Annotated in this window: 15 protein-coding genes; 5 read left to right on the top strand and 10 right to left on the bottom strand. The window is 67.4% G+C overall.

Translation table 11 applies throughout. The annotated features are described in order from the left end of the window. Nucleotides 1-195: 195 nt before the first annotated feature. From HUX88_RS18975 to HUX88_RS19000, 6 genes are all read right to left on the bottom strand, one after another. Nucleotides 196-663, bottom strand: a complete 468-nt coding sequence (locus tag HUX88_RS18975; RefSeq protein WP_176362777.1) for a cache domain-containing protein — start codon at nt 661-663, stop codon at nt 196-198. A gap of 17 nt (nt 664-680) precedes the next feature. Beyond that, nucleotides 681-1,232 (bottom strand): hypothetical protein, encoded by a 552-nt coding sequence (locus tag HUX88_RS18980; protein ID WP_117013647.1) that lies wholly within the window; start codon nt 1,230-1,232, stop codon nt 681-683. Nucleotides 1,233-1,242: 10 nt separating this feature from the next. After that, the gene (locus tag HUX88_RS18985) at nt 1,243-2,319 is read right to left on the bottom strand and encodes a porin (protein ID WP_176362778.1); all 1,077 of its coding nucleotides are present in this window, start codon (nt 2,317-2,319) and stop codon (nt 1,243-1,245) included. A gap of 70 nt (nt 2,320-2,389) precedes the next feature. After that, complete coding sequence (locus HUX88_RS18990; RefSeq protein WP_176362779.1) at nt 2,390-6,001, bottom strand: hydantoinase B/oxoprolinase family protein; 3,612 nt, start codon at nt 5,999-6,001, stop codon at nt 2,390-2,392. A gap of 22 nt (nt 6,002-6,023) precedes the next feature. Further along, on the bottom strand, nt 6,024-7,295 hold the full coding sequence (locus HUX88_RS18995; protein ID WP_117013644.1) for an MFS transporter: 1,272 nt from the start codon (nt 7,293-7,295) through the stop codon (nt 6,024-6,026). An 81-nt stretch (nt 7,296-7,376) separates the two neighbouring features. Then, nucleotides 7,377-8,150, bottom strand: a complete 774-nt coding sequence (locus HUX88_RS19000) for a putative hydro-lyase (RefSeq protein WP_176362780.1) — start codon at nt 8,148-8,150, stop codon at nt 7,377-7,379. A gap of 156 nt (nt 8,151-8,306) precedes the next feature. Between HUX88_RS19000 and HUX88_RS19005 the strand changes: the two genes are divergently transcribed. Then, nucleotides 8,307-9,242 (top strand): LysR family transcriptional regulator, encoded by a 936-nt coding sequence (locus HUX88_RS19005; RefSeq protein WP_117013642.1) that lies wholly within the window; start codon nt 8,307-8,309, stop codon nt 9,240-9,242. Nucleotides 9,243-9,359: 117 nt separating this feature from the next. Continuing rightward, entirely contained in the window at nt 9,360-11,099 is a 1,740-nt protein-coding gene (locus tag HUX88_RS19010; protein WP_176362781.1) for a PHB depolymerase family esterase, read from the top strand. 11 nt (nt 11,100-11,110) lie between these two features. Here HUX88_RS19010 and HUX88_RS19015 read toward each other — a convergent pair whose 3' ends face one another. Both HUX88_RS19015 and HUX88_RS19020 read right to left on the bottom strand, forming a co-directional pair. Beyond that, on the bottom strand, nt 11,111-13,135 hold the full coding sequence (locus HUX88_RS19015; RefSeq protein WP_176362782.1) for a pyridoxamine 5'-phosphate oxidase family protein: 2,025 nt from the start codon (nt 13,133-13,135) through the stop codon (nt 11,111-11,113). 12 nt (nt 13,136-13,147) lie between these two features. Next, complete coding sequence (locus HUX88_RS19020) at nt 13,148-13,771, bottom strand: glutathione S-transferase family protein (protein ID WP_117013639.1); 624 nt, start codon at nt 13,769-13,771, stop codon at nt 13,148-13,150. Between the two features lie 122 nt (nt 13,772-13,893). On the opposite strand from HUX88_RS19020, the gene HUX88_RS19025 reads away from it, so the two are divergent. Continuing rightward, complete coding sequence (locus HUX88_RS19025) at nt 13,894-14,799, top strand: LysR family transcriptional regulator (RefSeq protein ID WP_176362783.1); 906 nt, start codon at nt 13,894-13,896, stop codon at nt 14,797-14,799. A gap of 49 nt (nt 14,800-14,848) precedes the next feature. Here the strand turns inward: HUX88_RS19025 and HUX88_RS19030 are convergent, their stop codons facing one another. Beyond that, nucleotides 14,849-15,790: a hypothetical protein gene (locus HUX88_RS19030; RefSeq protein ID WP_176362784.1), complete on the bottom strand. Its 942-nt coding sequence runs from the start codon at nt 15,788-15,790 to the stop codon at nt 14,849-14,851. Nucleotides 15,791-16,585: 795 nt separating this feature from the next. Next, entirely contained in the window at nt 16,586-17,485 is a 900-nt protein-coding gene (locus tag HUX88_RS19035; RefSeq protein ID WP_176362785.1) for a DMT family transporter, read from the bottom strand. 146 nt (nt 17,486-17,631) lie between these two features. On the opposite strand from HUX88_RS19035, the gene HUX88_RS19040 reads away from it, so the two are divergent. Then, complete coding sequence (locus tag HUX88_RS19040) at nt 17,632-17,841, top strand: DUF3460 family protein (RefSeq protein ID WP_117013636.1); 210 nt, start codon at nt 17,632-17,634, stop codon at nt 17,839-17,841. Nucleotides 17,842-17,859: 18 nt separating this feature from the next. Continuing rightward, nucleotides 17,860-18,816 (top strand): ScpA family protein, encoded by a 957-nt coding sequence (locus HUX88_RS19045; RefSeq protein ID WP_229219418.1) that lies wholly within the window; start codon nt 17,860-17,862, stop codon nt 18,814-18,816. Nucleotides 18,817-18,838: the final 22 nt, after the last annotated feature.

Genomic DNA, 18,838 nt, shown 5'->3' on the forward strand with positions numbered 1-18,838 from the left:
GGGAGAGGCCGCGCGCATCCTTCGACGGATTGTGCTATTTCCGCCCTCTGATTCCCGCTCCCCTCTTCTATTTCCATCTATTTTGTTTGCTGCGCCTGCACATAGCGCGGAACCAACGGGAATAGAGGGAAATAGATGGGCGAAATAGTATAGTCCGGCGAAGGCCCGAATCGCCCCTCCCCCTATACATACTCCTTACTTGTAGATGCCGCAGCCGATCACCACGTCGTCCACGCGCTCGACGTAGGTGCGCTTGCCGTCGATGCTGCCGGTGGTGGGGTTGGGCCACTTGTAATCGACCCAGCCTTTGCCCTCCTTGCTCATCCCCAGCGCCAGGATGTCCTTGATCAGGTACTTGCCGTCGGCGTCCTTCATCTCCAGCACGTTTTTGCCCACCAGCTTGACGTTGGCGCCGTTGGCCAGCTCCACGCCGTCGCCGTTGGCGCCGAAGGCGAAGATGTACAAGTCCTTATGAATAAAGGCGCCCTTGGGATTATTGAACTCGGCCAGCGCCTTCTCCTTGCCGTTCTTCTTCATGAATTCGGCGGCCTTCTTGACCATCGCCACCGCTTCGTCGGCCGTGCCCTTCTCCGCCGCGCCGGCGCCCGCGTTGAACAGCAGCGCCATGCAACCAACCATCAGGTACTTCAACAGGTTCTTCATTTTCCCAGCTCCTTGGATTAACAACACGAACGTCGATTATTCGATGCCAGCCAAGCCAGCACCGGGCCCACGCCCACCACATCCGCCGCGCGGGCGATGACCGCCTCCGTGACGCACCACGGATACGGCAGCGAGGCCACCCATTTCATCACCGGCTCCAACGCAGCCGGCGGCAGTATCTGCATGACCTCCACGCTGATGGCCAGCCGCTCGGCCAGGCCGGTGACATCTTCGAAACGCCAGTCATAGCGCCCGCACCCGACCCGCACATTGCCACTGCCCTTGTCCGTCATCGCCACCAGCCATTCGCAGCTGAAGGCGGAAACCCCTTTCCCCGGCGGAGGTCCCAGGCAAAAAGTATAGACGTTCTCGTAGCTTTGTCCGAAACGGCGTACCAAAACCTCGGCAATGGCGTCGCGTCCCTGCGACAGTGGCGGAAAGGCGATGCTGTCGGTATGGACCTGCATCGACAACAAGGCGTCCTCGCTGAAAGCCTCGGCCAGCAGGTGGGGACGATTGCCGTCCTTCGCCAGCAGGTAGCTGTGGATGGTGTGGGCGGGTGAGCGCATGATGGCCGGCCTAGAAGACGTGGCGCATGCCGAGGTTCAGGCCACGGTTGCCGGTGCCGCCCTCGATCGCGCTGCCGACCGTGTAACCGGCGCCGTTCTTGTTGCGGATGTAGGCGTACACGCCGTACAAGTCCGTACGCTTGGACAGGTAGTAGCGATAGCCCGCCGCCAGCTGTTCCGCATCCTGATTGAAGCTGGTCTTGTCGTTCTTGCGGATGTAGGAGCCGATCCACGTGCCCATCCCCTGCGGCACGGTCACGCCCAGCAGCACCACGCTGCTGTCGATCGACGGCGTCGGCGCCACCGCGTAGCCGAACGGATTGTTCAGGTTACGCGGCAAGGCGCTGTTCATGCCCTTGTCCACGCCGTACGCGAAGTGCGCCTTCGCCACGCCGAAGTCGTACAACGCCGTCAGCACGGTGTTCTTCGCGGTGCTGTTGTTCTTCACGGTGGCGGTATCGTTGTTGCGGTTGTGATGCGCCAGACGCACCACCAGCGGGCCGTTCGCGTAACCGACCGCGCCGCCGAACTGGCGCTGCGCCGTGCTGTCTCCCGCTACCTCGCCCACGCCGTAGACCACTTCCGCATTGAAGCCGTTCACCACCGGCGACGCGTACTTGACCGCGTTGTCCATGCGGCTGGCGCTATTGCCGGTCGACGCCATCAGGTTCTTGGTGTCGCCCGCCGTGCCGGAACCGAAGGGATCGACCGCCGCCACGGCCAGATACTGCGGCGTGTACTGGCGGCCCAGCGTCAGCGTGCCGGCCGTCTTGCTCTGCAGGCCGACGTAGGCCTGGCGCCCGAACAGCAGGCCGCCCTGCCCCATCGCGCCGGTGTCGGCCTGGAAGCCGTTCTCCAGCAGGAAGATGGCCGACAGGCCGTCGCCCAGATCCTCGGTGCCCTTGAAGCCCAGCCGCGAGCCAGATTCCACGCCGCTGGTCAGCTTGGTGCTGGAAGCCGCCGCGCCAACGCCGCCGCTCTCGCGCACCACCGCCATGTCGACGATGCCGTACACCGTCACGTTGGATTGGGCCGTCGCCGCACCCGCCAAGGCGCTCAGCGCCAGCGCAAACATAGTCTTGTTCATTTTGTCCCCAGTTGTTCAGGCTCTGAAATTAAAGGCGGGATAACGAGCCCTGGCCACCCCGCCCATCTGCTTATTTGATACCGAAGCCGCCGCCGCCCGGCGTCTCGATCGCGAACACGTCACCCGCACGCATCTCCGCTGTGTGCGTGGCGCCAAATTCCTCGATCGATCCATCGCCGCGCTCGACCCAGTTGCGGCCCAGCGCACCAGGCGCCGCGCCTTCCAGCCCGAACGGCGCGATGCGGCGGTGGCCGGCCAGGATGTTGGCCGTCATCGCCTCCAGGAAGCGGATGCGGCGCAAGGCCCCGTCGCCGCCGCGCTGCGCGCCCTCGCCGCCGCTGCCGCGCCGGATCGCGTGCGTTTCCACCAGCACCGGGAAGCGCCATTCCAGCACCTCGGGATCGGTCATGCGCGAGTTGGTCATGTGCGTCTGCACCGCCGCCGTGCCGTCGAAGCCCGGCCCCGCGCCGGAACCGCCGGCGATGGTTTCGTAGTACTGGTGCTCTTCATTCCCGAAGGTGAAGTTGTTCATCGTGCCCTGCGAGGCCGACATCACGCCCAGCGCGCCATACAGCGCATCGGTGACGTACTGCGACACCTCCACGTTCCCCGCCACCACCGCCGCCGGATAGCGCGGGTTGAGCATCGAGCCTTCCGGGATGATGAGCTTGAGCGGCTTGAGCACGCCCTCGTTCATCGGGATGTCGCTGTCGATCAGCGTGCGGAACACGTACAGCACGGCCGCCTTGCAGACCGACAGCGGCGCGTTGAAGTTGGTCGGACGCTGCTCGCTGGTGCCGGTGAAGTCCACCGTGGCGCTGCGGCTGGCGTGGTCGATGGTCAGCTTCACCTTCAGCACCGCGCCGTCGTCCATCTCGTAGGCGAAGCTGGCGTCGCGCAGGCCGCCGATGGCCTTGCGCACCGCCGCCTCGGCGTTGTCCTGCACGTGCTGCATGTAGGCCAGCACCACGTCCTCGCCGTAACAGCCCACGGCCTTCAGCAGCTCGTTGGCGCCGGTCTCGCAGGCGCCCAGCTGGGCGATCAGGTCGGCGATGTTCTGGTCGATATTGCGGCTCGGCCAAGGGCCGGCGCCGAACAGCCCGCGCACCAGCGGCTCCATGAACACGCCCTTGTCGACGATCTTGATGTTATCGAGCAGGACGCCCTCTTCCAGGATGCTCGTGCTGTTGGGTGGCATGGAGCCGGGCGTGATGCCGCCCACGTCGCCGTGGTGGCCGCGCGCGGCGACATAGAACAGCGGCTTGTCGCTGCCGCCGTACACCGGACAGACGATGGTGATGTCCGGCAGGTGCGTGCCGCCGTTGTAAGGCACGTTGAGCACATACGCATCGCCCGGCGCCATCGTGGCCGCGTGCTGGCGGATCACGCACAACACGCTGTCGCTCATCGACCCCAGATGCACGGGGATGTGCGGCGCGTTGGCGATCAGGTTGCCGTGGCGGTCGAAGATGGCGCAGGAGAAGTCCAGCCGCTCTTTCATGTTGACCGAGTAGGCGGTGTTCTCCAGCGTGGTGCCCATCTGCTTGGCGATCGCCATGAACAGGTTGTTGAAGATCTCCAGATGGATCGGATGCACGGCGGTGGTCATCTTGTGCGCGCTGCCGGCGGCCGCGCTGCGCTCCAGCATCAGCGTGTGGTCGGGCAGCACGTGTGCGGTCCAGCCGGCGTCCACCACGGTGGTGGCGATCTCCTCGCGGATCAGCGCGGGGCCGGCCACGCGGCTGCCCACCGGCAGCTCGGCGCGCACATGCAGCGCGATCGGCACGGTCTGGCCGTCGACGTAGCTGTACACGCGGCCCGGCGAATCGCCGCCACCGCCGGCCGGCACTTCGATGACGAAGTCGGCGCCATCGCCAGCGCCTATCGCTTCGGCGGATACCGATTCGATCACCAGCGGTTGGCCTTCCATGACGAAGCCGAAACGGCCGCGATACAGCGCCGCAAAGGCCTCGCTCATCTCGGCCATGCTGCCCAGCGAGATGACGAAGGCGGAATCGCTGTCCTCGTACTTCAGCCGCGCGCACAGTTCGACGCGGATGTCCTCCTGCGCCACCTGCTGCTCCAGCAGTTCCGTCGCGGCGTCGCGCGCCAGCGCCACCAGTTGCGGCCCCAGATCGGCCAGCGTGGCCTCGCTCAAAGGCTGCTCGACCGCGCCTTCGCGCATGGCGCGGATGTCGGCCAGGCCCATGCCGAACGCGGACAGCACGCCGGCGAACGGATGGATCACGATCTTGGTCATGCCCAGCACATCGGCCACGCGGCAGGCGTGCTGCCCGCCGGCGCCGCCGAAGCAGCACATGGCGTAGCGGCTGACGTCATAGCCGCGCTCCACCGAGATCGACTTGATCGCCTGCGCCATGTTATCGACCGCCACCGCCAGGAAGCCGTCGGCCACGGCGGACGGCGACAACCGCGTACCGGTTTCGCGGGCGATCTTCTCGGCCAGTTCGCCGAAGGCGCGCACCACCACGTCGCGGTCCAGCGGCTGGTCGCCGTTCGGGCCGAACACATGCGGGAAGTGCTCCGGTTGGATACGGCCCAGCATCACGTTGCAGTCGGTGACGGTCAACGGGCCGCCCTTGCGGTAGCTGGCCGGCCCCGGATTGGCGCCCGCCGATTCCGGCCCGACCTTGAAGCGGCCGTTCTCGAAACTGCAGATCGAACCGCCGCCCGCCGCCACGGTATGAATGTGCATCATCGGCGCGCGCACCCGCACGCCGGCCACCACGGTCTCGAACACGCGCTCGTAGGCGCCGTCGTAGTGGGCGACGTCGGTCGAGGTGCCGCCCATGTCGAAGCCGATCACCTGTTTCAGGCCGATCGCCTCGCAGCTCTTGACCGCGCCGACGATGCCGCCGGCGGGGCCGGACAGGATCGCATCCTTGCCCTGGAAGCGGCCGGCGTCGGTCAAGCCGCCGTTGGACTGCATGAACATGATACGCACATCGCCCGTGTCGGCCGACACCCGCGACACGTAATCGCGCAGCACCGGCGACAGGTAGGCATCGACCACCGTGGTGTCGCCACGGCCGACGATCTTCATCAACGGGCTGACCTGGTGGCTGACGGATATCTGCGTGAAGCCCGCCTCCTCGGCCAGCGCCTGCAGCCGCTGCTCGTGCTGCGGATAGCGGTAGGCGTGCATCAGCACGATGGCGATGGCGTCAATGCCCATGGCGCGCAGCCCCACGAACTGGCCGCGCAGCCGCTCCTCGTCCGGCACCTCCAGCACCTCGCCGCGCGCACCGATGCGCTCATCGATCTCGATCACTTTTTCGTAGATCAGGTCCGGCAGCTCGATGCGCATGGCGAAGATGTCGGGCCGGTCCTGGTAGCCGATGCGCAGCTGGTCGGCGAAACCGCGCGTGATCGCCAGCGCGGTGCGCGCGCCCTTGCGCTCCAACAGCGCGTTGGTGGCGACGGTGGTGCCCATCTTGATCACTTCGATCTGATCGGCCGGCAGCGGATCGCCGGTCTTCAGTCCGAGCAGGTCGCGCATGCCCTGCGTGACGGCGTCGTCGTAGCGCTCCGGGTACTCGGACAGCAGCTTGTGCGTGACCAGCTTGCCGTCCGGGCGGCGCGCGACGATGTCGGTGAATGTGCCGCCACGGTCTACCCAGAACTGCCAGCGGAGCTGTTGGGTGGGGATGTCGTTTTTCATGATAATGCCTCTACTGTCTAAATCAGGATTCAAGTTGTTTGCCGGCGGTTTCGGGCAGCGTCAGCGCGGCCAGGATCATCACGCCGTAGGCGGTGCCGGCGAACACGCCGATCGCCTCGCCCAGCGCCATCGACTGGCTGCTCATGCCGATCATCAGCGGGAACAGCGAGCCGATGGCGCGGCCCATGTTGTAGCTGAAGCCCTGGCCCGAGCCGCGTATCTCGGTCGGGAACAATTCGGTCAGGAAGGCGCCCATGCCGCTGAACACACCGGACACACAGAAGCCCAGCGGGAAGCCGAGGAACAGCATCACGCCGTCCGTCACCGGCAGCCGGGTGTAGGCCAGCGCGATGCACAGCGAGCCGGTGGCGAACAGGATGAAGTTCTTCTTGCGGCCCAGGTAATCGGTCAGGAAGGCGCTGACGATGTAGCCCACATACGAGCCGACGATCACCATCGCCAGGTAGCCGCCGGTGCCCAGCACCGTCAGATGGCGCTCGGTTTTCAGGAAGGTCGGCAGCCAGGTGGTGATGGCGTAGTAGCCGCCCTGGGCGCCGGTGGTCAGCAGCACGGCGCGCAGCGTTGTGCTCAGCATCTTCGGCGCGAAGATCTGCGCGAACGAGGCGCGGTCCGCCGGCGCCACCTTCTTCTGCTGCGCCACGAACACCTCAGGCTCGTCGACGAAGCGGCGGATGAAGATCACGAACAAGGCGGGCAAAATCCCCAGGAGGAACAGCGAGCGCCATGCCCATTCGGCCGGCAGCAGCGAGAACATCAGCGCATACAGCAGCGCCGACACGCCCCAGCCGATCGCCCATCCCGCCTGCACCATGCCGACCGCCTTGCCGCGGTCCTTGGCGCGGATTACCTCGCCGATCAGGATGGCGCCGGCGGTCCACTCGCCGCCCATGCCGAAGCCCATCAGGCCACGCGCCACCAGCAGCTGCGTGAAGTTCTGCGCCAGCCCGCACAACACGGTGAAGAAGGCGAACCACAGGATGGTCAGCTGCAGTGTCTTGACGCGGCCGATGCGGTCAGACAGGATGCCGGCGATCCAGCCGCCGGCGGCGGAGGTCAACAGCGTGACGGTGCCGATCAAGCCGGCGTCGCCCTTGGACAGGCCCCAGGTGGCGATCAGCGTCGGGATCACGAAGCTGAGGAATTGCGTGTCCATCGCATCGAGCGCGTAGCCGATCTTGCAGCTCCAGAAGGTGCGGCGCTCCTTGCCGGTCAAGGCGTGGAACCAGGCGAAGAATCCTTCCGGCTGGGTGGTTGATAGTGCTCTGGTGTTCATGGTGGTCCCCTTTTGTCAGGCGTAGCACTCCCCTGCGGACGCGCTGTACGGGTCCGTCGCGGGTGCCACTTTGGTTTTAAATCAGAACGCTGCTAAAGATGAATTGAGTATGTCCGTCACCAGCATGTAGCCCGGCTGGTGGGTGATCGCCAGCGGCAGGCGCGCGTGGCGCAAGGCTTCCTGCGGCGTCACGCCGCATGCCCAAAAGACCGGTATCTCGTCCGGCATGATCTCGACCGGATCGCCGTATTCGGGCCGCGCGATGTCGGCGATGCCGATCAGCGCCGGATCGCCCAGGTGTACCGGCGCGCCGTGCACCGCCGGGTAGCGGCTGGTGATCTGGATCGCGCGGATCGCGTCGGCCGCCTTCATCGGCCGCATCGATACCACCATCTCGCCGCCGAACGGGCCGGCGGCCTGGTTGCGGATATTGGTGCGGTACATGGCGACGTTGCGGCGCTGTTCGATGTGGCGCAGCTTGATGCCGGCCTCGATCAGCATCTGCTCGAACGAGAACGAGCAGCCGATCGCGAACACCACCAGGTCGTCGCGCCACACGTCGTGCAGCGCGTGGGTTTGCGACGCCAGCTGGCCGCCGCGATAGATGTTGTAGCCGGGGACGTCGCTGCGCAGGTCCATGTCGGCGCCCAGGCGCGGCACGTTCCACTGGCCAGGCTCGCCCACCGCCAGCAGCGGGCAGGCGCGCGGATTACGCTGGCAGAAGAGCAGGAACTCATCGGCATGCGCCTGCGGCAGGATCACCAGGTTGGCCTGGGCGTACGGACCGCAGTAGCCGGAGGTCGGCAGGCGGAACTCGCCGCTGCGTACCTTGTGACGTAATTCGAGTGGGGTCATTGGATGGCTCTCTGTCAAATCATGAATAACTTGCATGAGTTAAGAATAAACTTGAATACCCCTACACGCCATCTAGTTATTTTTGCTGTTGTTGTATAGTTTTTCTTACCACTCTGCGCTATCTTGGTGCGTCAGGTTAAGGTATTCTTGTTTGCCATGAACACCCGCTTCCTGGAGACCTTCGTCACCCTCGCCCAATTGCGCAGCTTCCGCGCCACAGCCCGCGCGCTGCACGCGACGCCGGCCGCCATCTCGCTGCGCATCAAGACGCTGGAGGAGGAACTGCAAACGGAGCTGATCGACCGCACCAGCAAGGACTTCCGCCTGACCGCCAACGCCGAATACCTGCTGGCCCACGCCAAGGCGGTGGTCGACGCCACGCGCCGGCTGATGGCGGCGGCGCAGAAGGACAGCGCGATCCGCGGCCGCCTGCGCGTGGGGGTGATCGAATCGGTGGTGCACAGCTGGCTGGCGCAGTACATCCGCGAGTTGAACACCATGTACCCGGAGCTGGAGGTCGACCTGACCGTCGACATGAGCAATGTGCTGGAGCGGCGCCTGCGCGCGCGCGAGCTCGATCTGGTGATCCAGGTCGAGGGCGTGGAGAGCAGCGACATCGTCTCCGAGGCGCTGGCCGTCTATCCGCTGCACTGGATCGCCCGCAAGGGACTGATCGACACGCGCAAGGAAGGCCTGAACCAGCGCCTGCTGGCCCTGCCGATCCTGACCTTCGGACGCGGCACCGCGCCGCAGCGCATGATCGAGGAAATCGTCAGCAAGATGGCCAACCTGGCGATGGTGCCGCTGGAGCAGACCCGCATCACCTGCTCGCCGTCGGTGGCGGCCATCGTCCAGTTGGTGAAGGACGGCTACGGCGTGGCGGCCATCCCCAGCCTGTTCGTGGTCGACGCGCTCAAGAACGGAGAGTTCATCGAACTGCCGGTGCAGCCGGAGCCGCCGGCCATCATCGTCTCGATGTGCTTCCACTCCAACGCCGAGATGCTGGTGCACGCCGCCGCCAACGCCGCCCGCCAGTCCTGCGCAGGCTACTGCGCACAGATCGATCCTCGCTACATCAAGTCGCTGGGCTGAGTTCACATCCCGCCGAATGCACAACAGTAAAACTACTGGGGTGCGCGTGCGCGCGCGTTTTTGAACTACTATTTTCCTTCCGCCGGCGCCCCCTCACAACGACAACGGAGACAAATCATGGCCAACCACATCAAGCGATTGGTGTCGCACGTATTCGTCTGTACGATCCTGCTGGCGGCGGCTTGCTTCGCGCAAGCGGCGACGGCCGGCCCCGGCGCGTGGAGCGCGCAGCAGACCTGGGCCGCCGACAGCGTCAACGGCGGCAATCTCACCGGCTACTTCTACTGGCCCGCCTCGCAGCCCACGCTGGGCGGCAAGCGCGCGCTGGTGCTGGTGCTGCACGGTTGCCTGCAAACGGCGGCCGGCGACGTGATCGACAGCGCCAGCGACGGCGGCTTTAACTGGAAGGCGGTGGCCGATCAATACGGCGCCGTGATCCTCGCACCCAACGCCACCGGCAACGTCTACAACAACCACTGCTGGGACTACGCCAACACCACGCACACGCGCAGCGCCGCCGGCCACGACGCCATCCTGCTCGACCTGGTCGGCCGCTTCGTCAACGATCCGCAGTACGCCATCGATCCCAAACAGGTCTACGTGACGGGCCTGTCGTCGGGCGGCGGAGAGACCATGGTGCTGGGCTGCCTGGCGCCGGACATCTTCGCCGGCGTCGGCATCAACGCCGGGCCGCCGCCGGGCACCACCACCGCGCAGATCGGCGCCGTGCCGTCGGGTTATACCGCCACCACGGCGGGCAACCAGTGCAAGGCGATGGCCGGCTCCAACGCCGGCGCCTTCGCCACGCAGATCGCCGGCGCCATCTGGGGCACGTCCGATTTCACGGTGGCCCAGGCCTACGGGCCGATCGACACGGCCGGCATCCGTTTGGCCTACGGCGGCAGCTACAGCAAGGGTGGCGCGGTGTCGGTGGCGGGCGGCGGCAGCAACGTCCCCTACACCGACAACAACGGCAAGCTGCGCACGCACGAGATCACGGTGACCGGCATGGGCCACGCGTGGCCGGCCGGCAGCGGCGGCCAGAACACCAATTTCGTCGACAGCACCAAGGTCAACTACCCGGCCTTCGTGATGGATTTCTGGTTCAAGAATAATCTGCGCGTGTCGTTGACGCCGGGGCCTGTGATGAACTCCTGCGGCACCACGGTGATCAGCGGCAGCGGCGTGACCGTCAGCGGCGCAGCCACGGCCAGCGGCGCCGTCGCCAGCTACGCGGTGCAGCTGAACGGTCCGACCGCGATCAACGATGCGGCGGCCGGCAGCGGGGCCAGCTTCAGCAAGAGCTACAACGTCGCCAGCGGCTACTACACCGGAAGCGTCACCGCCACCGACACGCTCGGCCAGGTTTCGACCGCGTGTCCATTGGCGCAGTTCCTGGTCGGCAGCGCGCCGGTGCTGCCGCCGCCGCCGGGCCTGAGCGCCGGCACGCCGACCTCCAGCGCCGTGGCGCTGGCATGGAACGCGGTCAATGGCGCCACCGGCTACAACGTGTACCGCAACGGCGGCAAGGTGACCGCCTCGCCGCTGGCCGGCACCAGCTACACCGCGACCGGGCTGGCGGCAAGCACCAGCTACAGTTTCGCCGTGTCGGCGGTTGGTTCGGCCGGCGAGAGCGCGCTGTCGGCGGCGATCAACATCACCACCGCGCCGGCGTGGAGCTGCACCGCCGTCAGCGCCAGCAACTACGCCCATGTGCACGCGGGCCGCGCGCACGACAGCGGCGGCTACGCGCTGGCCAACGGCTCCAATCAGAACATGGGGCTCGACAATCTGTTCTTCACCACGATGCTGGCGCAGACGGCGGCCGGCTACTACGTCATCGGCGCCTGCCCCTGAGGCGCGCGGCCTTACAGCGCCAGCTTGATGGCCGCGCTGCCGGCTGCGGGAACGGCGGAGCATAGCAGCACCTGCCCCGGTGCGATGTCGGCGGCGCAGGCGCGGGTGTATTCGACCTCGCCTGCGATCAGGCCGACCGCGCAGGCGCCGCACTGGCCCGAGCGGCAGCTCGACTCGGCCGGCACGCCCTTGGCTTCGGCCAGCGCCAGCAGGCTGTCCGCGCTGCCGTCCCACATCGCCGTCATGCCCGACTGCGCAAATTGCACCGGCACCGGCGGGCCGGCACGCACGGCGGCGCTGGCGGCCGGCTTGGCATCGCGCCGCACGCTGGCCGGGCCGAAAGCCTCGAAGCGTATGCGTGCGTCGGCGACGTTCAGGCCGCGCAGGCCGTCGTACATCTGCTGCATGAAGGCCGCCGGGCCGCACAGGTAGAAATCGTAGTCGTCGAACGGCAGCTGGGCCTTCAGCCAATCCAGGTCGACGCGCCCCCTGCTAGCCTGCCAGTTGGCGATGTCGCCAGTCTCGCCGTCCTCGCCGCTGTAGCGTATGTGGACGTTAAGGTTGCGGTGTCCCGCCGCCATCGCCTGCAGATGCTCGGCAAACGCATGCTCGTCGCGGTTGCGCGCGCCGTGGAAGAAGTGGATGGCATGCCGGTGCCGCGTGCGGCTTCCATTCACCAGAAGCCCGTTCAGCATCGCGATCATCGGCGTGATGCCGATGCCGGCCGACAGCAGCACCGCCGGGCGCCGCGTGCCCTGCTCGAAGACGAAATCGCCCCCGGGCCCCAGCAGCTCGACGCGCGCGCCCGGTGCCAGGTGATCATGCAGCCAGCCGGAGACCGCGCCGTCGCGCTTGACGCTGATGCGGTAGCTGCGGCCGTTGGGCGCGTCGGACAAGGTGTAGCTGCGGATGCGCGGCGCGGCATCGCCAGCGGCAGGCGCACGCAGTGAGATGAACTGGCCCGGCACGTGCGCGGCCACCGCCATGCCATCCGCCGGCTCCAGGTAAAACGATCGCACGGTGGCGCTCTCGCGCACCACCTGGGCGACCGTGTAGGGCCGCCACTTGCTGGTCAGCGCGGCGGCTTCCAGCACGCGGTCGGCCTCTTCCCAGATACCGGTGCGCGCCACCTGCGCGGCTGGCTTGGGGACGCTCCAGCGAAACGGCAGCGCACCCACATTGCGTACCACCTCGCGCACGTGAAAACGCAGCAGCTGCTCCGCGCCGGCGAAAGCCCGCAACTGCGCGCCTTCCCAGATGATCTCCACGTCCACCGCCACATGCAGCATGTCGCCGCGCTCGAAGTCGATGAACAGCAAACCCGCGCGCGGATGCGCAAGCAGATTGCCCATCGTGTTGAAGAAGAAGTTACCGACAAATTCGGGCGACGTCAGCGTGCGCTCGTCGTCGATCCGCACAAAGCCTGGCCGCCCGCCGCGATGCGAGACATCCACGCCGCGCCCCGCCTCGGTCTCCAGGTTGGCGCTGGCGATGAAGAAGGTATCGGCACGGGCGATCAGCTCGCGGTCCTGCGCGTTCAACGCATCGGCGCGCAGCACCTGCGGCGTGGGCGCGGCCGGCACCGGCGTCTGCACACGATCCTGGATGTACTGCGGGCAGTTGCCGAAACTCTGCGTCACCGCCACCCGCATGCGGCCCTCGTCCATCGCGGCGATCACGCCGTTGACGCGGTTGCGCCGGCGCGTGGCCGGCACCAGTCCCAGCCCGCCGATGTGGGCGCCAACGCGCAACTGCCCTTGCAGCGGATCGCCGGCCAGCATGCCGCCGTCGATGCGCAAGGTGCGCGCATCGGGCGTCGAAATGAAACCGGCATCGTTGACCAGCATGGTGGCCCACGGCTGCCCAGCTCCATCGAGCGCGCCGATAAAGAACAGCGGCAGCTCGCCGAAGAACTGGCGATGCTGGTCCGGCATGTAGTCGCGCACACCGGCGCTGCCTGCGCCGGCCATCTGTTCGCGCACGCCCACCCGCTGCTGGATGGCCAGTTCGCCCGCATGGAACGGCGTGACGCTCATGATGGCCTCCGCTTAAATAGTCTCGGGAGCCAGGCCGCAGGCGGTGGCCTGCATAGGCACGAAGCCCGGCAGCGCGCGCACATTGGCCAGCCAGGCGCGGATGTTCGGGTAAGGCTTGAGCGATACGCCGCCCTCCGGCGCATGCTCGATGTAGCTGAACGCGGCGACATCGGCGATGCTGGCCCGCTCGCCCAGCGCGAAGCGGCGACCGGCCAGCTCCGCCTCCATCGCGTCGAACAGGCGCACCGCGATGCTTTTGGCGCGCTCGTGATCGAACGGCATGCCGAACGCCACCACCAGCCGCGCCACGCACGGGCCGTAGGCGATCTTGCCCGACGCGTTCGACAACCAGCGCTGCACCGTGGCCGCCGCCACCGGTTCGCGCGGCAGCCAGCGGCCGCTGTCGTCGTATTTCAAGGCCAGGTAGACCAGGATGGCGGTCGAATCGGGGATGGTCACGTCGCCGTCCTCCAGCACCGGCACTTCGCCGAAGGGGCTGCGCGCCAGGTGTTCGGGGGTGCGGTTTTCGCCGGCCCGCATGTCGAGTTGGACGAATTCATACGGCAAGTTCAACAGGCTGAGGAACAGGCGCACGCGGTGGGTGTGGCCGGAAAGGAGGGAGCCGTATAGTTTCATGATGGATGTCCTGTGTCGATGAATGGTCTGGCCAGTATATTCAGCTACAATCGTGCCGATAAGCTGGACAAAACCGGACACTCAGTTCACTCCAAGTGGACAATCATACTCAGCACCCTGCCATGGCCGATTTAAGCACCGTCAACCTGAACCGCCTGATCACCTTCGTCGCCGTGGTGGACGCCGGCTCGCTGACGGCCGCCGCCGAGCGCCTGGGCCTGGCCAAGTCCATGGTCAGCAAGCACATGCAGCTGCTGGAGGCCGAGGTCGGCGTCGCCCTGCTGCTGCGCTCGACCCGCAAGCTGTCGCTGACCGAGGCCGGCCGCGCCTTCTACGAGTCCAGCCGCCAGCTGCTGCTGCAGGCCGAGCAGGCCATCGAGCAGGCCCGCAGCGGGCGCGCCGTCCCGCAGGGCACGCTGCGGGTGGCCGCGCCGATCGACTACGGCGCAATGGTGGTGGCGCCGGTGCTGTCGCGGCTGCGGCGGGACTATCCGGCGCTGAAGGTCGACCTGGTGTGCGGCGACAGCCTGATCGACCTGATCGCCGAGGGCATCGACGTGACGGTCAGGCTGGGCAAGCTGGCCGATTCGGGCTATATGGCGGCGCGCATCGGGCGCATGGTGCGCCTGCTGGTGGCCAGTCCGGACTTTGTGGCGCGCCACGGCATGCCGGCCGATCCGCAGGCGCTGGCGCCGCTGCCCTACATCTCGCTGACGGTGCTGCGTCAGCCCAACAGCTTCGCGCTGGTGGACCCGGCCGGCAACCAGGAGGAGGTCAGGATGCGCAACATCGTGTTCTCGACCAACACCGCCCCCGCCTGCCGGGCCGCCGCGCTGGCCGGCGACGGCGTGCTGCGCGCGACCTGGTTCTCGGTGAAGGAGGACGTGGCGGCCGGCCGCCTGCTGCCGCTGCTGCCCGAGTGGTCGCTGCCGGAGGGCGACATCCACGCGGTGTTCCCGGCCACGCCGCACCTGCCGCAAAAGGTGCGGGTGTTCATCGACGCGCTGAAGGAGGCGGCGGGCGACTAGCGCGCGGCGACGGCGGCCGGGCGCAGCGCCCGCGCACCACCCGGCGCGACTACCGCGGCGGCGGCCGGCGGCGCAAGCGCGCCACCAGCGCGGCCCCCGCCACCGCCGCAAAGCCGAACCACAACCAGGTCGCCAGCACCGACGGCGGCTTGCGCTCGCTCGGCGCGGCGGCGTCGCGGAACGAGGCCGGCAGCACGCGCGGCGCCACCGGTACGATTTTCCAGTCCGCGTGATTGGCCGGCGCGCGCTGCTGATATTCGTGCAGCGACATCACCGGCTCGCTGCCGAACGCGCGCGACGACGGGAACTGCGGTATCCGCACGAACAGCAGTGCTTCCAGATCCTGGCCCAGTTGCGCTTCCAGCTGCTCGCTGCCGGCGCGGCCTGGCACGGCCAGGCGCGTCAGCAAGTCCTCGGCGATGGTGTTGAAGGCCACGAAGGGCAGCAGCTCGGTGCGCTCGGTCTTGAGGTAGTCGTAGGCGCTCTGGCCGCTGGCCAGGCTGACCTCTTTGAAGGCCATGTACGGCAAGGCCACCGCCGCCTTCAGCGGGCTCTCGCCGCCCAGGCGCGGGATCTTCCAGCCCAGCGTGCGCAGCGTTTCGACGTTGATGCCGGCGCAGTTGGTGCTGGCGTGGCGGTAGTGGAAATCCTGCCGGTAAAAATGGTTGAACACGCGGCTGATCGCCTCCTGGTACAAGGCCGGCGCGCGCTGGTCCTTCAGCACGGCCACCAGCATGTAGGACGGCCGGTACCAGGCCTGGCCGCTGTTGAGGTCCCCCATGTAGGCGTCCATCGGCAGGATCGAGGCGACGATGCCTTTTTCGCTGACCGAGGCCAGGCTGTAGAAATTGTTCACCAGCCAGTTGTCCCATTCGCCGGCGGGGCCGAAGCGGCCGGTGGCGACGGCGAAGTGGCCGCCGTAGGATTCATCGTCATCGCCCTGGGCGCCGTTGAGCATGAAGGCCAGCACCGGCTTGCCGGCCAGCGGCAACGGCGCGCGGCCGCCGTCGCTGCCGCCACAGGGTCCGGCTGTCCGAACGGCGCGGTGGCGCCCCCATGCGCGGCGCGCACCAGGCTTTCGACCGTCTCGCCTCCGGCCAGCGGCACGCTGGGCGCCGCCGCGCCGATGGCGTAACGCTTGGGCCACAGCGTGCGTACCACGAAGCGCTCCTCGGTCAGCGCGCCGCGCGCCTTGACGTCACCGCCGGCAAAGAACGCCAGGCTGCCGGCGTCGGCATAGGAACGGTTGGTGGACAACTTCGGCGTCAGCTCGACCGCCAGCGAGGCCGCGCCGTCGGCCCGCGCCAGCCGCGCATCCGCGCCCAGGCGGCCCTCGGCCACATGCGGCGAACCTATCCACACCAGCGGCGGCGGCTGGTCGCGCGGGCGCCCGCCGCCGCTGAGCAGCCAGGCCTGGACGTCTTCCTGCGCACGCAGCCGTGGCGTGTAGCCGGCCGGGTCGGCCTTGGCCACGGCGATCATGTCGTCATTGAAGTACCACAGCGCCTGCTGGGGCGCCGCGCAGTCCTGGCAGCGGCCGGTGGCCAGCTTGAACCGCTCGCTGGGATAAAGGCCCAGCAAGCCGGGCGCGAGGGCGTCGCGCAGGCTGGGCTCGGCGGGCGCCGCGTGGGTCGGCGGGGCGGTGCCGATCAGGGCCGCTGCCGCCAGGATGCCGGTGATGGTGTATGCGCTGTGCCACATGCTGTCGCTCCCGAGGAAGTTGGCGAAGCTGCAGTGTAAGGTGGCCCGGCCGGCGGTTTGTTACGCTCCGTCAACCTTTGGCCGGCTAGCGCCGCGCCGACACCACGATGCCGCCGACGATCAGCGCGAACGCGGCCACGTGGTAGCCGTGCGGCGCGTCGCCCAGGAAGGCGGCCGACAGCACGGCCGTGAACAGCGGCGTCAGGTTGACGAAGAAGGCGCCGATCGCCGGCCCCGCCGCCTGCACGCCCGCGCCCCAGCAACGGAAGGCGATCACGCCCGGCCCGGCCGCGACGTAGGCCAGCGCGGCCGCCAACGTCCAGCTCCATTGCACCGGCTGGGCGCCCAACACCTGCTCGCCCAGCGCGAAGCCGCCCGACCACAGCACGCCGAACGCCACCTGCGCCAGCAGGAAACCGGCCCAGTCGGCGCGCAGCGCGGCCGGTTCGCGCGCCCGCGTCAGCAGCCAGCTGTACAGCGACCAGGCGATGGTGGCCAGGATCATGAACAGGTCGCCCGCCACCAGCCGCAATTCCAGCACGTGGCGCCACTCGCCGCGCGCCAGCACCAGCAAGACGCCGGCGATCGACAGCACGGCGCCGGCCATCTGGCGCCGGCTGACCGGCACGCCGAAGAACAGCCAGCCGGTCAGCATCATCCACACCGGCATGCCGGACGCCACCAGCGTGACGTTGATCGGGGTCGAGGTCTGCAGCGCCATGTATTGCAGCGTGTTGTACAGGCCGATGCCGAGCAGGCCCAGCAGCGCGTATTGCTTCCAGTAGCGCCACATGCCGGCCGCGCGCCCGAACACCGGCCCGGCCAGCGGCAGCAGGATGGCGCCGGCCAGCACCCAGCGCAACAGGTTCAGCAGCACCGGCGGCAGCTGGTCGTGCACCAGCCGGCCGACGATGGAATTGCCGGCCCACAGCAGCGGCGGCAGGGTCAGCAGGAAAACGGTGCGCGGGGTCAGGCGGGTGCTCATCGGGTGTTTTATCGGGGAAACTATGCAATATTGCAACTTAAGCATAGCCGATTCCGCCGTTTCTCGCTGGCGGCCACCGATAGCATTGGCGTCCGGCCGCCGCGGCGCGGTAAAATAGCCGCTGCTGATCCACCCACTTGAAAAATATGAAACTCTCCAAACAACATTCGATGTACGAATCCGAGCACACCCTGTTCATCAAGGCGCTCAAGGAAAAGAATCCGGGCATGGAAGCGGGCCAGGCGCAGGGCCGCGCCTTGCTGTGGGACCGTCCGCCGGTGTCGCTGGACGAGCAGGAGCGCCAGATGAAATCGGCCATCAAGCAACAAGCCTACGTCTACCAGAACAAGGTCTAAGCATTCAGGGCGGCAAGGATGTTGCCAGACGATACGGCTGAAGCGCAGCCGCCAGCAAGCGACGGCGAACTCGCCGGCGTGGCGGCGCCACTGTCGCCGGAGCTGGCCGAGGCCGCCGTCGTGGCCGATGCCGTGGCCGCCGATGTGGCCGTGTCCGATGCCGCCGCCGCCGAGGCGGCCGCCGTCACCACCGAAGTGGCCGCCCTCGCCCGCCTGTACGGGGAGCCGCTGCTCAAGCTGCCCAACGACCTGTACATCCCGCCGGACGCGCTGGAAATCTTCCTCGACGCCTTCGAGGGCCCGCTGGACTTGCTGCTCTACCTGATCCGCAAGCAAAACTTCAACATCCTCGACATCCCGATGGCGCAGCTGACGCTGCAATACCTGAAATATGTCGACCAGATACGCCTGTCCAACCTGGAGCTGGCCGCCGAGTACCTGCTGATGGCGGCCATGCTGATCGAAATCAAGTCGCGCATGCTGCTGCCGCAGCGCCCGTCCGAGCTCGACATCGAGAGCGACGACCCGCGCGCCGAGCTGGTGCGCCGCCTGCTGGAGTACGAGCAGATCAAGCTGGCCGCCTACGACCTGAACACGATCCCGCAGCTGGACCGCGACTTCGTCCGCACCCAGATCTTCATCGAGCAAAGCCTGGTGCCGAGCTGGCCCGAGGTCGAGGCCATCGACCTGCAGCAGGCCTGGCTGGACGTGATGAAGCGCGCCAAGCTGACCCAGCACCACAAGATCAGCCGCGAGGAACTGTCGGTGCGCGAGCACATGACCGGCATCCTGCGGCGCCTGCAATCGAGCCGCTTCGTCGAGTTCGCCGACCTGTTCGACATCGCCGGCGGCGTGCCGGTGGTGGTGGTGAACTTCGTCGCGCTGCTGGAGCTGGCCAAGGAAACCCTGATCGAAATCACCCAGGCCGAACCGTTCGCGCCGATCTACGTGCGGCTGGCGTATTCGCCGGCCTGAACGGCGCCCCACCCATTCCCAT

This window comes from Duganella sp. BJB1802, from assembly GCF_013369445.1.
Taxonomy (GTDB): domain Bacteria; phylum Pseudomonadota; class Gammaproteobacteria; order Burkholderiales; family Burkholderiaceae_D; genus Rugamonas; species Rugamonas vulcania_A.

Coding starts and splice junctions, on each gene's coding strand:
- HUX88_RS19010 (WP_176362781.1), top strand. CDS start 9,360: ATGGCCAACCACATCAAGCGATTGGTGTCGCACGTATTCGTCTGTACG.
- HUX88_RS18985 (WP_176362778.1), bottom strand. CDS start 2,319: ATGAACAAGACTATGTTTGCGCTGGCGCTGAGCGCCTTGGCGGGTGCG.
- HUX88_RS19020 (WP_117013639.1), bottom strand. CDS start 13,771: ATGAAACTATACGGCTCCCTCCTTTCCGGCCACACCCACCGCGTGCGC.
- HUX88_RS18980 (WP_117013647.1), bottom strand. CDS start 1,232: ATGCGCTCACCCGCCCACACCATCCACAGCTACCTGCTGGCGAAGGAC.
- HUX88_RS19035 (WP_176362785.1), bottom strand. CDS start 17,485: ATGAGCACCCGCCTGACCCCGCGCACCGTTTTCCTGCTGACCCTGCCG.
- HUX88_RS19040 (WP_117013636.1), top strand. CDS start 17,632: ATGAAACTCTCCAAACAACATTCGATGTACGAATCCGAGCACACCCTG.
- HUX88_RS19015 (WP_176362782.1), bottom strand. CDS start 13,135: ATGAGCGTCACGCCGTTCCATGCGGGCGAACTGGCCATCCAGCAGCGG.
- HUX88_RS19000 (WP_176362780.1), bottom strand. CDS start 8,150: ATGACCCCACTCGAATTACGTCACAAGGTACGCAGCGGCGAGTTCCGC.
- HUX88_RS19005 (WP_117013642.1), top strand. CDS start 8,307: ATGAACACCCGCTTCCTGGAGACCTTCGTCACCCTCGCCCAATTGCGC.
- HUX88_RS18975 (WP_176362777.1), bottom strand. CDS start 663: ATGAAGAACCTGTTGAAGTACCTGATGGTTGGTTGCATGGCGCTGCTG.
- HUX88_RS18990 (WP_176362779.1), bottom strand. CDS start 6,001: ATGAAAAACGACATCCCCACCCAACAGCTCCGCTGGCAGTTCTGGGTA.
- HUX88_RS18995 (WP_117013644.1), bottom strand. CDS start 7,295: ATGAACACCAGAGCACTATCAACCACCCAGCCGGAAGGATTCTTCGCC.
- HUX88_RS19045 (WP_229219418.1), top strand. CDS start 17,860: ATGTTGCCAGACGATACGGCTGAAGCGCAGCCGCCAGCAAGCGACGGC.
- HUX88_RS19025 (WP_176362783.1), top strand. CDS start 13,894: ATGGCCGATTTAAGCACCGTCAACCTGAACCGCCTGATCACCTTCGTC.